11 protein-coding genes are annotated in these 14402 nt (G+C 52.2%); all 11 read left to right on the forward strand.

Going from position 1 to position 14402, the window contains the following annotated elements; genetic code table 11:
• Positions 1-212: 212 nt before the first annotated feature.
• The 11 genes from DWW03_RS01335 to DWW03_RS01385 all read left to right on the forward strand — a co-directional run bounded on the left by DWW03_RS01335 (position 213) and on the right by DWW03_RS01385 (position 14402).
• Positions 213-4547, forward strand: a complete 4335-nt coding sequence (locus tag DWW03_RS01335; protein ID WP_118406150.1) for a hypothetical protein — start codon at positions 213-215, stop codon at positions 4545-4547.
• Complete coding sequence (locus tag DWW03_RS01340; protein WP_004328678.1) at positions 4548-5036, forward strand: hypothetical protein; 489 nt, start codon at positions 4548-4550, stop codon at positions 5034-5036.
• Positions 5030-6004, forward strand: a complete 975-nt coding sequence (locus DWW03_RS01345) for a hypothetical protein (RefSeq protein ID WP_004328677.1) — start codon at positions 5030-5032, stop codon at positions 6002-6004. The genes DWW03_RS01340 and DWW03_RS01345 overlap by 7 nt, the downstream gene beginning before the upstream one ends.
• A gap of 12 nt (positions 6005-6016) precedes the next feature.
• Positions 6017-6679: a hypothetical protein gene (locus tag DWW03_RS01350; protein WP_118406151.1), complete on the forward strand. Its 663-nt coding sequence runs from the start codon at positions 6017-6019 to the stop codon at positions 6677-6679.
• A 15-nt stretch (positions 6680-6694) separates the two neighbouring features.
• Positions 6695-7012, forward strand: coding sequence for a hypothetical protein (locus DWW03_RS01355; RefSeq protein ID WP_118406152.1), 318 nt, complete (start codon positions 6695-6697; stop codon positions 7010-7012).
• A gap of 151 nt (positions 7013-7163) precedes the next feature.
• Positions 7164-8591, forward strand: a complete 1428-nt coding sequence (locus tag DWW03_RS01360) for a hypothetical protein (protein ID WP_118406153.1) — start codon at positions 7164-7166, stop codon at positions 8589-8591.
• 43 nt (positions 8592-8634) lie between these two features.
• Positions 8635-8982: a hypothetical protein gene (locus tag DWW03_RS01365; protein ID WP_118406154.1), complete on the forward strand. Its 348-nt coding sequence runs from the start codon at positions 8635-8637 to the stop codon at positions 8980-8982.
• 281 nt (positions 8983-9263) lie between these two features.
• Positions 9264-10301: an RNA-directed DNA polymerase gene (locus DWW03_RS01370; RefSeq protein WP_014774664.1), complete on the forward strand. Its 1038-nt coding sequence runs from the start codon at positions 9264-9266 to the stop codon at positions 10299-10301.
• Positions 10267-10683 (forward strand): hypothetical protein, encoded by a 417-nt coding sequence (locus DWW03_RS01375; protein ID WP_118406155.1) that lies wholly within the window; start codon positions 10267-10269, stop codon positions 10681-10683. The genes DWW03_RS01370 and DWW03_RS01375 overlap by 35 nt, the downstream gene beginning before the upstream one ends.
• Before the next feature lie 9 nt (positions 10684-10692).
• Positions 10693-13659, forward strand: a complete 2967-nt coding sequence (locus tag DWW03_RS01380) for a hypothetical protein (RefSeq protein ID WP_118406156.1) — start codon at positions 10693-10695, stop codon at positions 13657-13659.
• 68 nt (positions 13660-13727) lie between these two features.
• Positions 13728-14402 carry a hypothetical protein gene (locus DWW03_RS01385; protein WP_004328669.1) on the forward strand — a complete coding sequence of 225 codons (675 nt, stop codon included), beginning with the start codon at positions 13728-13730 and terminating at the stop codon, positions 14400-14402.

The following is a 14402-nucleotide window of genomic DNA, read 5'->3' on the forward strand; positions in this document are numbered from 1 at the left end:
ACCGTTCTCGGAATCGCAAGAACGCTCGGAGTAACAGAGAAATACGCTTTATACGACATCAGTTATGTAAACGCGATCATGTATAGCCGTGCAATGCCGATGCCCGGCGACAAAGGCGAGAACGGCAACGCGCCGCTTTACGATGGCAGTAAAGACGCGAATAACCCTGAAAATTTCACGGATTTCACAGATGACGAGGAGATTGTAAGAATATGAAAAACGACGACGGCGCATTAAGTTTCGGCACGGCGATAGATATGTCCGGCTTCGATGCCGGCATCGAGCAGATCGAGGGGAAAGTCGCTGGATTGACCTCCAATGTTGAAGTTGAGACTTCCAAAATCTCTCAACTGCTCGCCAACGTCCCGACCTTGAATATCGAAGTCGTCACAAATGCGTCGCAATCCCTTTCCACCATCGACACCGCATACGCCGAACTCGACCGAGTGATTGACACCAACCGCTCGTCCGTATTGGCGTTGGAGGAGCAATATCGGCAGCTCGGCTCCGAAATCTCGAATCTCGGACGGCAGGCCGCAACTCCCGCTATTCAGGCCGAATACGATGCCCTCAAACAGCAGCAGACGGCGATCAAGGAGAATATAGCGTTACGCAAGAAAATCGTTACCGAGGCCGAGAAAGTCGGCGACGAACTCTATCAGACCGAACAGCGGTTGAAGAAAGAGGCCGCGGCCGCCGAAAAGAGTGCCAACAGCCAAGTATCGCTCCGCACCCGATTGAGGCAATTACGGGAAGAACTCGTAATGATGGAGGCATCGGGACAGCGCGGCACGGCACAGTATCGCGCCTTGCAGGAAGAGGCGGGAAAACTCACCGACGCATGGGCCGACGCCACGGCGCAGGCAACGATCCTCGCCCATGACCAGCGCGGTATGCAGGGTCTTATTTCGGGACTTTCAGGTGTCGCAGGGGCTTTCTCCGTAGCACAGGGCACGATGTCGCTTTTCGCGGGCGAGAATGAGGATTTGCAAAAGATCATGGTCAAGGTGCAATCCCTCATGGCTATTACCATCGGATTGCAGCAGATACAGCAAACCCTCAATAAAGATTCGGCATTCACCCTCGTTACCTTGAATGGTCTCAAAGAGTGGTGGAACAAGCTCACGGGACAGAGTGCCGTCGAGCAGGCCGCCGAAACCGCCGCGACCGAGATCAATACCGCAGCACAGGTAGCCAATGCAACGGCGACGGCCGCCGATACTGCGGCGCAGACGGCCAATAATACAGCTACCGCAGGAGGGACGGCCGCACAAGTGGCGAATACCGCATCGACAACGGCACAGACTGCCGCGACGACCGCCGGAACCGTCGCTACAAAAGCCATGTCCGTAGCAATGAAAGGTCTGCGGGCCGCGCTCATTTCTACCGGCATCGGAGCATTGGTCGTTCTTTTGGGGTCGCTCGTGAATTGGCTGATGAAAGCGTTTGAGGCGTCATCGAAAGCCGATAAGAAATTCGAGGAGCAGCAAGAAATCCTCAAAGCAGGCAACGAAGCCTACATCAAGGCTTCTATGGAGATCGAGAACTACAAAAACAAACTCGAAAGCTTCAAGGGGACAAAAGCGCAGGAGAAAGAAGTTGTCAAAGAGCTGAACTCCAAATACGGGGAGGCAATGGGTTACTATAAAACCCTTGCCGAATGGAAAACCGTCTTAAAGCAAAAGGGCGAGAAGTATTGCGAAATGCTCATGCTCGAAGCACAGGCGCAAGCTCTTTTGACAAAAACGACCGAAGCATATATCAAGCTCCAAGAGGTCAGAGCAAAGGCCGAAAACGGCGATTTCAACAAGTGGTGGCGTGGAAAGCGCGGAGATAATCGTGCAGCGCAAAAGGCCATAAATGAAGCGCAGGAAGAATACGAAAACTGGAAAAAACAATGGGGAGAGATACAGGAAAAAGCATCTCAGTTCAAAAAAGATAACGACCTCGATTTCCATATCGACCCGTCCAAAGACAAGTTCGACCCGAAAAAGGCGGCTCTCACGCAAAAGAAATCCATCGAGGAATGGAAGAAAGCGGTCAAGCAGTATATCAAGGATGCGCATAGCGAGATAGCCGACTATACGATTGAGGCGATGGCAGAGGGACAGTCCAAAGAACTCAATCAGATAGAACTCGATACCGTCCGCAAGCGTAATGCGTGGCGTCAGCAGTTGCGCCAACTCGCCAAGGTTAGGCAGGATGCCGAGAAGCAATATTACATGTCGCAGAAAGGCGCGACGGAGGTCAAATGGGCCAATTCCAAGCGCGGCAAGATGACTATCGACGATTACGTCAAGGAGTTACTCCAAGACCCTAAAATCGCCGAGGAGTTCAATCGCGTATTAACGGCCATCACAGAGCAGGGAGAGCGGGAAAAGGCCGAAATCCGCAGGAAATACACCGACGCGCTGATTGACGAATACGGCACGGTCGAGCAGAGGATCGAGAAACTCAATCGGGAGTGGGCGAAGAAACTATCCACTATGCCGACCGAATACCTGCACAACGCGATTAAGCAGATGAACGCCGAGTTTGCCGCATTGGAATCTGCGGATTTCAAAAAGTCGATCAACTGGGAGAGCGTATTCGGCGACCTCGGAAAACAGTCGTTATCGACCTTGCAATACAACCTCGACAAGATCAAGGCTTATTTCGCCTCGAACAAGGATTCGATGGGCGCAACCGAGATCAAGGACTATCAAGAAGCGATTACCAAGATGGAGGAGGAAATCGCCTCTCGAAACCCCTTTGTCGCCCTGCACAAGTCGATCAAGGACATAGGCAACGCCAAAACGGAGTTCGTCGCCGCATTGCAGGCATGGCACGACGCGCAGGATGGGATCACGACCGCGCAGCGGGAATACAACGAAGCTCTCGCCGTCGAGCAGGCCCTCCGCGAGCAGATTGATTTGGGTACTCTCACGGAGGACAGCGATAAGTACCGCGAAGCCGAAGAAAACCTGAAATTGGCGAAATTCCGCGTTGCCGAAGCGACGGAGCGCAACTCGCAGGCTGAACAGCGGGCATTATCCGCACGTAATAATATCACCGTTTCCTACAAGAATTTCGCAACGCAACTGCGGGCTGTCGGAGGCGTGATTTCCGGGATCGGCGGCCAAGCGCAGAACCTCGCGGCGATATTCTCCGATGATGTCGCAAATGGTATCGGCAAGGCCCTCGATACTATTGACGCGGTATTGGATGCCGCATCGACTGTCATGGATGCCATCGGAGATGTCGGCAAAGGCGTCGCCGAGGGCGTAGAAGCTACCGTTGATGCAACGGCACAGGGTGCAACGGCCGCAGCAGCAGCCGGAGCCGCCTCTATATCAACCATCGAGAAAGCATCGGTTATCCTCGCCGTTATTTCGGCGGCTTTGCAGGTCGCTACGGCCATCGCCAACCTCTTCAACGATGACGATTCCAAGCAGAAAGAAATCGAGAACCTGCAACGCCGCATCGACCAACTGCAATGGGAACTCGACAATGCCGATACCGTCCGCTTGCAGAATAATGTCGGGGATGCCGTGCAGAAATTGAGGGACATCTACGCCGAAACCACGCAGGAGGTATTGCGTCTGCATCTCACATCACAGCAGTACGGCAACTCATGGACACGGATGATCGCCCGGATGCGCTACGATAGCGAGGTATATGAGAAATCCATCGAGAAGATTGCCGATGCGTATGCAAAGGTAGCCTATACCGCCGATAAAGCCCTCGGAGGGAAGAGATACGACGAAAGCCGCAAGCAGCTCGAAAACCTTGCAGAGCAGCAGATACTCATTCAGAAACAGATCAATGAGGAGCAAAGCAAGAAAAAGACCGATCACGGCAAGATCGAGGAGTGGCAGCGACAGATTCAGGAGATCGCCCAAGAGATGGCATCCATCATCAACGAGATGCTGGAAGACATCATCGGCTATACCGCCGCCGACCTTGCCTCGGAACTCGGAGATGCTTTCTTCGAAGCGGCCAAGCAGGGAGAGGATGCGATGGAGGCATGGCGCAAAAAGGTCAATGATATTGTCGCCGATGTTCTGCAAAGGATGCTCGTACAGAAGTATTTGGAAGAGCGTATCGGAGGCATTTTCGACAGATACAAAAAAGAATGGTTCGGCAATGACGGCTCGTTCAAAGGCATCGACGCCGTGATCGGTTCGATGAATGGATTTGCCGGAGAACTCAATCAGGTCGGAGAAGAGTTCAACGCGATCTATCAAGGTCTGTCCGATAGCCTTAAAAATTATTTCACGGGAGATGCCGAGCGCGAGGGAATGAGCAAGGGGATCGCCACCGCGTCGCAGGATAGCGTCGATGAGAACAACGCCCGCCTGACGACCATTCAGGGGCATACCTATACCCTCGTACAAGGCATGAATGACCTGAATCGCACGAGCAATGCCGTCCTCGACAAACTGACGGGCATTGAGAAGAATACCTCCGAGGCCAACGACAAGCTCGATAGGGTCGATAAGAATATCAAGGACATCAAAAACACGGTTGATGATATTGACCGGAAAGGATTAAAACTCCGCAGCTAAATGAAAGAACTCATCAGACGAATACAGAGGGAATGGAGGGCGGCCAAAGATGCCGCCCAAGCCCAATGCGCCGATAGCGGGCAGTATGAAATGGCCGCAAAACTCGAAGCCTGCGACATGTTCAAAGGCGACGAGACATTGGAAGAGTTGATCGGGCTGATGTTCTCCCCGCGAGGGGTCGAATTTATGACGGCCTACAACTTCCCCAACATCGCCACATTCAGACGATTCAAGAAGTACCACCCGGAGCGATACGGGGTATATATCGACAGTGGCGAAATCTCGCTTTTGGAGGCTCGGAAAGTCTTTTTGATAGGAGATACCACCGCCGAGCTGAAATACCGCGAAACCGCCGGAAATCGGCTATTCCTAATGTGCGGAGCAAAAGCCTCCGTCGCGGCATCGGGATATGCGGTCGTCAAGGTCGAAAAGGATAAGGATTCCGAGGTGAGTTACATCGTTCAGGACAACGCGAAAATCCTATGGTAGGCAAGCTGTTCATAGACGGACTGGATGCGTTCAGCGAATACGGCATCTTCGTAGAGCAGTACGGGTACAAGGCACTCGTACAGATGCCGTCATTCAAAAAACTGAATAGCACCGAATGGCCCGAATATGACGGCGAGGAAACAGATCTCTCTAATCCGATCCTCGACAGCAAGACATTCTCGATACCGTTTTGCATCACCGATATTTTGAGCGCGAGCGATCTGTTCGAGGTGCTTTCCGATGGGGCATATCATATCTTCGACTTCGCCGAACTCGGCAAGTCCTACAAACTGCGGCTTCTGACCAATCCCGCATTGTCCGCCAAAATCCAGCTCGGAAAAATCACGCTGAATTTCGCCGATGACTTTCCGCCCGTCTATCCGACCGATGAGACGGACATCGAGAGCCTGAACGAGTACAATACGCTGCTGAATCAAGCTCCCTATGCAACAGCCCCGACGGGCTTCAAGCAAAACGGCTACGAGATGGATGATGTCGATTTTTCCCGCTTCGGGGTCTATGTCCTCGACGGCACGGATCGGAATATTCAGAAAGCCCCGAATGTCCGCGAGAATCTGAAAATTGATGTAACCAATCGGCCCGGAGTGGACTATGACGGAGAATCGGTTTTCTACAAGGCGAAAGACGTTGCGATGAAGCTCTTTATCTATGCCGATAGCATCGCTCAATTTTGGGAACGCTGGTATGCGCTTTTCACCGCCCTGCTGAAACCCGAATTACGCAAATTATACAACGACAACACTTTGGAGGAGTATAATTGCTACTACAAGAGCAATACGGTAACGCGATTCGATATTCGCCGCAACGGGCGGGTGTGGTGCGAGTTCACCGTAACCCTGACCTTTCCCGATTCGCGGCCCGACGGTAATTACTGCGTATTGGCGACCGAGGATAAGGATGTCGTGATAACCGAGCCGGAAGAGGGCCTCATCGTATTTAGAATTTAACTCTACAAGGATATGATAAAGAAGAAAATATCGGAACTCCCCGAATGCACCTCATTCAAAGGGCTGTGGACTATCGGCGTCGATATATTCAACAAGAGCGTCAGGGTGTCGCTCGAATATATCCAGTCGGTCGTCGAGGGGATGAAGTCGGCGACGAAAAATGCGACCGATGCCACCAGCGCGGCAAACTCCGCAGCGCAGACGGCCGATAATGCCGCGCAAAGGGCGCAGGCTGCTACGACCGCCGCCAATACCGCGACGACGAATGCCAATAATGCCACCGCCGCCGCGATTGAGGCGAAAGAGGATTGCGAGGAGGTGATCGCCGCCGCTGCGGAATTGGAGCCGCTGAACCTCGTACCTACGGCGATGACGGTAGAATACCCCTCGCGCCTGCTGGTCGGCAATATGGCGGAGAATTTCATCCGCGCGACGCTCGCTCCGGCAAGTGTTAAGCCGAATGTGCTGTTCCTCGGCGATGACAAAGCCGTATCGGTAACTCCCGACGGGCGTATCACGATCCTCGCCGCCGGGATTAGCATCATCCATGTCATCCCGACCTGTAACGTAGCCCTCTACAAGACGATTCAGATCAAAGTTTCGGAGCCTACGGTCAGATTGGTAACGCTCTCGTCGATCCGCCTCACGGCAAACGGTAATTTCAGGTTCAATTAAAAACAACATCAAGCTATGGCAAGACAAGGTTACATCAGCGAATTTATGAATGGCGGGCGCATCCTCTCGCATGGCAAGATCGAGAACCTCGCAGACGGTTTCAGCCTGCCGAATGACGCACTGTTCTCGCTCTACATCAGGCCCAAATACAGCAGCTCCACCGTGGACGCCGTATTGAGCGTGAAATGCTATCAGGACGACGAATTTTCCGACGCTCCGGTAGTGCTCAACGATTGGTCGCCGATGGCGATCAAGGCCATCGCACCGAATGCGGATTTTCTCAACACTCACGACCTCTATTGGGGAGCTGGGACTTACGTCGAAAAGGTATGATCGTCTCGGTTTTCATCTCCCTATCGCGGCGGCTGCGCCAATGGGCGACATCCCGTAGGCAAAAGAAAATGCGGCTGAATACCGCATCGTCGGTGATGTTCATCGCATCGAAAGGAAAAACGGTTTTCAAATTCTTAAACGACAAATAGCTATGACAGCAGAACAAGAAGCAATCCTCGAACAGATTATCGAGGCTTTTCAGAATGGCAAGCGATTGAGCGACTTGCCCGATGTATCGGGAACCAACCCGTTCAACCTCATTTGCGAGGTATTGGAGGACGGCGAGAGCAAAAAGGCCGCGCTCGCAACGCTCCTGCCTTACATGGAGGAGGAATGCAGCTACGGCATCGAGTTCGACACCGCTGTATCCTCGCCTGCCTGCACCCGTATCGGCAATCTCTCCCTGCACAAGAGCCTGCCGATCCACAACCGGATGAAAGGCTGCCTGCTCAACGACGACGGCGAGGTCGTGGAATATCTCAATCCGGCAAATTGGACGGGACAGACGCGCGACGGCTCGCGGGGTCAGGTCATGGTCGAACTTCCCATGCACTACCGCAAATTCGAGACTGACGGCACGAAGCGGCGGGTACGCATCAGCGAGTACCCTCTCCCCGGCTATCGTCTCGTCCCAGGGAATAGATACGTTTCGGCGTATCAGGCTACCATACAGCGCAGCACGACGACCCTCTGCTCGGTCGTGAATATGGATGCCGACTACCGAGGCGGCAACAACAATACGGCGTATGACGGAACCTATCGCACGTTCCTCGGACGCCCGGCGACGGGTATCTCCCGTACCAATTTCCGCAATTACGCCCGCAAACGCAAGTCCGGTTCGACGGAATGGAACTGCATGACCTACGACATCCAAAAAGAACTGTATTGGCTCTTCGCCATCGAATATGCCACGCTCAACTCGCAGGCGGCATTCAATGCGGAAAAGGACAGCAACGGTTATGCGCAGGGCGGCCTCGGAGCAGGTGTAACAAACATGTCCGATTGGGGCGGGTTCAACGGCTCTTATCCGTTCGTGCCGTGCGGCCATACCGACGAACTCGGAAACGGCACGGGCGAGGTCGCATACCCCGTCATCAATGAGGACGGATCGACCCGATGCACGGTCATGGTTCCGCGCTATCGAGGTGTCGAGAATCCTTTCGGCCATATTTGGCAATGGACGGACGGTATCAACATCCGTATCAGCCCGACCGAGGATAACAGCGGCGACGGATTAAGCAAGGTATTCGTCTGCACCGATCCGGCCAAATTTTCGGATAGCGGCTACGACGGCTACGCTCATGTAGGCAACGAGGCCCGCGCAGAGGGATATGTCAAAGAGGTGATTTTCGGCGAGGGAGGAGAGATCATGCCCTCCGTCGTAGGAGGCGGTTCTTCGACCTATTTCTGCGATTACCATTACACTAACATTCCGACGACCGAAGCATTGCGCGGTGTCCGGTTCGGCGGTTATGCGCCTTACGGCTCGAGTGCCGGTTTTGCGTTTGCGTCTTCGTCTAACGCGCCCTCGTCTACGAATGCGGCTTTCGGGTCTCGCCTTTGCTTTATCCCCGCATAACGCCACAGAAAACACGCTCGGCCAATAATTAAACGCTACGACAATGGAGAATAACCACAATCCGATGGAGGATGACGGCTCGCTGGATTTCCTGAAAATCCCCGCCGATGAAACCAACAAGCATTTCAACTGCCCCGAAACGACGCAGCAGAAGTTGATAAACCTCACCTTTTGGGTCTGCGACTACATCGAGGGAGTGAAAACGAAGTTCGGAGAGAATCGGACGCTCGTCAAGATCAAGATGAATCGGGACGATCACGACCGCGATGCATGCAAGTTCTTCACCAATTCGCGGGAAATCAAATATGTCCTCGCCAAGATTCGGGAAATGGACAAATTCCCGCGACGGGTAACGATGCGGGCATCGGGAACACGGTACTATTTGGAGTAATGGATGTATAAAGGTTGGTTGCTCTTGCGGTGTCCTGTTCAGCGGTAATGCGAATAACAGCTCGAATGCCGGTTTTGCGTATGCGAATTCGAATAACACGCCCTCGAATACGAATGCGAATATCAGGTCTCGCCAATGATTTTCAGAAAGGTAAAAACATAAATTTTGAGAGCAACGACCCTGCCTCTCGGCAAAAAATATCACCTCAAAAAGGAGTTAGTAGGCGGTTTCGGGCATCCCGAACTGCCGAACGCCCCGAATATGAAAAGCAAAGCGTCGAAATGAAGCGTATAGGAAACTTATACGAAAAGATCATATCGCTGGATAACCTCCGCCTCGCCGATGAAAAGGCAAGGCGCGGGAAACTCCGCTCGTATGGCGTCTTGCTTCACGACAAAAACCGTGAAGCGAATATCCTTGCCCTGCATGAAACGCTGAAAAATCATACATTCAAGAACTCCGAATACAGCACGTTCACGATCTATGAGCCGAAAGAGAGGATCATATTTCGATTGCCGTATTACCCCGACCGCATTCTGCACCATGCAATCATGAATATCCTCGAACCGATATGGGTTTCGGTCTTCACAAAAGACACATATAGCTGCATCAAGGGCCGCGGGATTCACGGAGCGATGCGGAATGTCAAGCGGGCCATCAAAGACCGGGAAAACGCCCGATATTGCCTCAAAATCGACATCCGGAAGTTCTACCCGTCGATAGACCACGACGTATTGAAAACCATCATCCGCCGCAAAATCAAATGCAAGGATACGCTCGCCCTGCTCGATACGATCATCGACAGCACCGACGGCGTGCCTATCGGCAACTATTTGAGCCAATACTTCGCAAACCTGATGCTCGCCTACTTCGATCATTGGATCAAGGAGGAGAAGCGGGTGCGGAACTATTTCAGATATGCCGACGATATGGTATTTCTCGCCTCCACGAAAGAGGAGCTGCACATCCTGCTGGCCGACATCAAGAAGTATCTCGCGGCCTTGAAATTGACACTGAAAGGCAATGAGCAGATATTTCCGATTGCCGAGAACCGGGCGGACAAGCACGGGCGCGGCCTCGATTTCGTCGGATTCGTATTCTACCACAACCAAACGCTCATGCGCAAATCCATCAAGCAGAATTTCTGCCGCATGGCCGCGCGTCTGAATAAGAAACTCAATATCAGCGCGAGAGACTACAAACAGAAGCTATGCAGTTGGTACGGATGGGCGAAAGTCTCCAATTCAAAACATTTGTTAAAAACCATCATTAAATCGCAATTCTATGACACGTTCGTATTACGATGCAAGGCCGTCTAAATTCGAGGCCGTAGGCAACGGAAGCTACATCTACCGTTGGGATATTCAGGAAGAGGACGCCCCGCAGCAGATCATGGCAGAGGGCGAAGATCAGCCCGCCGCCGAAAGTTCGCGCACGCAGTATTCCTGCTATGAGGTAATCGTATGGGCTTCCGTATCGAGCAACAAGATCACCGAGGCCGCCATCCGTGCAATGTGGGATGCCAACTACGAGCAGAAGCTCATCAATGAGTACAACGCCGCCAATCTCGGCGTATATGGCGGCTCCAAGTCGAGCGACGAGGCAAAGGCGAAGATCGCCTCATACAAGGACTTTCTCGCAGCGAGAGCCACGTTGAAAGCCCAAATCGACGCAGACTGCGCCGAGCTGAACATCGAATAAAATCAGATCATGCTGACCCTGCATTTCAACAACACGACGTTGGACGTACAGGAGAGCGATAGCAGTTACCGCTATCGCTCCCTCATGTCCAAGCCGCAACTCGTCCTGAAATTCTCCCTATCGGAATTTGTCGAAATTCCGGTCGGGGCATGGTGCGAGTATCAAGGCGTGAAATACAAACTCGGATCGCCGGAAAACATCAAGAAAAACGGAACCCGCAATATCGAATACACGCTCACCCTCGGAACATTGGAGGACAACATGAGCCTGTATAAGATGCGTAATCCCGTCGATAAACGCCTCAAATGGTCGATGTGCGCCAAGCCCCACGAACTCGTCGAAGCTATCGTCTGGAATCTCAACCAGCGCGACGGAGCCGGAGTTTGGAAAGTCGGCGAATGCCTCGATGCGGCGGAGCAGACGGTCGAGTTCAACCACACCTACGTCGATGCTGCATTGCAGGATGTCGCAAACAAATTCGAGACCGAGTGGGAAATCAACGACTATACGATTTCATTGCATAAAGTCGAGTATTTCAAGGATGATCCCCTGCCGCTCGCATACGGCAAGGGTAACGGCTTCGAGCCGGGTGTCGGGCGCACCACGCAGAGCGATGAATTGCCGATCAAACGGCTCTATGTTCAGGGCGGAGATCGTAATATCGACCGCTCAAAATACGGCTCAGCGGAATTGTTGTTGCCGAAGTCGCAGACGCTCGTTTATGAGGGCCGCATCTATCAATCCGACGCAGAGGGATATTCCATCGAGCGCATCGACAAAGTTTCCGATGCAGTCAAGGAGGACAGCCTCGATTGCTCCGAGATATACCCCTCGCGCGTGGGAACAGTATCGGCGGTCGAGTGCATCGACGCAGGAAAGAATTTCTACGACATCATCGACAATTCCATCCCCGCAGAGCTGAATTTCAACGATTATGTCATCGAGGGCGAGACGGCGACGATCATCTTCCAAAAGGGGATGCTCGCGGGCGACGACAAGCAGTTCGAGTTCAAATACAATCACTCGGAACGCCGCTTTGAACTCGTGCCGCAGGAAATCGACGGGGTTACGATGCCGAACGAAACATTCAGTCCCGCCGTCGGCGACACCTACGCCATTTTCGGTATCATGCTGCCGGATTCCTATATCTGTAACAATACGGATAAGACTGGGGCATCATGGGATATGTTCCGCGAAGCGGCCCGCAAGCTCTATGAGAACGAAGACCCGAAATTCACCTTTACCGGCACTCTGCAAGGACTATGGGCGAAAAAGAATTGGCTCCGTGTCGGCGGGCGGCTGAAAGTCGGCGGATATGTTCTGTTCACCGATGAGCAGTTCGCCCCCGACGGCATTCCGATCCGCATCACGGGTATCAAGGAATTTCTCACCTCGCCGTATGCTCCCGTCCTCGAAATCTCAAACTCGGTTTCGGGCAAGAGCGTATCTTCACAGCTTCGGGAGATCGGGCAAAATGAGGTGGCGACAGATAACAGCATCCGCAACGCCGTAAGCTATACCAAGCGTCGGTTCCGCGATGTCAGGGAAACAATGGCGATGTTGGAGGATTCGATGCTCGACAACTTCACGAACTCCATCAATCCGCTGACCGTGCAGACGATGATGATGCTCGTCGGGGATGAGAGCCTGCAATTCCGGTTCGTCGCCAGCAAGACCGACCTCACAGCGGTAGGCGACGGTATCACCTACGACAACACGGCGAAGCAGTTGCATATCCCGCACGGATTCATCCAGCACATGACGCTCGGCATCGGCACGATCTCGTCCTCTCATGCCGATTCGGAGTACAAGGTTTGGGAGATGAACGAATACCTTTCGCCGTACCTCGACAACGGAGCAAAGAAATATTATCTCTATGCCAAAGTCAGCCGCACGGACACCACCGTAAAGGGCGATTTTCTCCTATCTGACAGGGCGATCAAGATGACCGATGTCGCAGGGTATTATCATCTGCTGGTCGGCATTCTGAACAGCGAATACGACGGCGAACGAAGCTATGTTTCGCTCTACGGGTTCTCGGAGATTCTGCCCGGTCGGATTACGACGGATAAGATCGTATCGTCCGACGGCAAAACATATTTCGACCTGCTGCTGGGAGAAATCGGAGGCAATATCAAATTCATCGCCTCGGATGGAAGCCTGAAAGATGTTGCCGACCTCGAACGGACAGATTTGGATTATCTCAAAGAGGCTTTCAAAGATGCAACGACCGAAATAGACGGAGGTGTTGCCCTTTCGGGATTCGTGGGAGTGAGAGACGCATTGAAAAACGTAATAGCGGCTCTTTGCGGTTATAATCCGACCTCCGAGGATGACTACCCGTTGATATTCGCAGGAGCACAGCAAGGGAATGTAGAGTATTACGGATGGACAAGCAATAGCTATACCCATATCTACACCCAAAGCGCGACGCCGAGCAATGGGGATAATTGTTTCGACAATAAAGGCTCTGTCGTAGGAACTGTAACGAATATCGTAGGGGCGCAAATTTTCGCATTATCCACAACGGGCGAAACCTATCAACGCAATACCGGAATCGACTTTACCGCGAAAACGCCCTCTGCAATGGAGGGCAACCGAGCCAAGTTCCGAGTATATAAGGACGGACGATGCGTTTCCAATTACTTTGAAACGAGCGGGTCATACAAGACGATATACGTGCCGACATATTGTCCGCCATTGGTCTTTACAACCGTTTTGGATGTTTCGGAAAATTGCTACATGGACTTGACCGCCGGAGCGCAATTCGGTGTTTTGATGGAGACGAATGACGACTATGACGGCTATAACTGCTCGCTGTATAATTCCAGCAGATACCCTTGCACGGTGGTTAAAGGGACGAAAAGCTCCTATACGCAAGTCGGGGCATTGTCCCCCGGCGAAATGATGGATTTTGTCAATATCAAAGGAGGATGGGTATTAAAGAATTTCACCAGATATTCAACGAAAGAGTAAAATTATTTTCGCCCATATAGTACCTATTAGGTATTATTCACTACTTTTGTCATAAATCTAAACCTATTATGGAACAGAAAATCGAAAAGGGAATCGGGTGGCTCGAAAAGCTGCTCAAAATGGAGGAAAAATACGGGTTCTTCCGCTTTCTGCGAGTGCTTTTGCTTTTACTCCTCACGGGGTTTGTCATCCTTACTATCACCAATCCGCACTATGTGCTGGATAAAGTCGAATCAATCCAAGCAGAGCAACATGATGAATCGGTAGCCAAGCGCATTCAGGTAGATGCGGATATTCGTCTGATGCTGCGCAAACTCTTATATGCGCTCGATGCCGACCGTACATGGCTCATAGAGCTGCATAATGGGAGCAAAAACCTATCATCAGGATTACCGTTCCTATACGGCGATATGCGAATCGAAGAGGTCGCTGACGGCATCAATAACGTCGATGATGAATATACTGATTTTCAGCTATCGAAATACCCTTTTATCGGGAAAGTCTTTGACGACGGATTTTATTGGGGAGCTATCGAAACGATCAAGGAGATCGACGAACGAATGTATTTCAAGTTCAAGTCGAATAACGTGAACGAGGTCGCCATTCTCGCCCTATATGCAGGAGAAAAGCCGCTCGGAGCAATCGGCATATCATTTTGCGGACAAAAACAGATGGACGCCTCCGCTGTCGGCAAGGCTATTCGCAAGTGCGGTATTCAGGTAGCAACCCTATTATCCAACTAA

The organism is Alistipes sp. AF14-19 (assembly GCF_003461645.1).
Lineage (GTDB): Bacteria > Bacteroidota > Bacteroidia > Bacteroidales > Rikenellaceae > Alistipes > Alistipes shahii.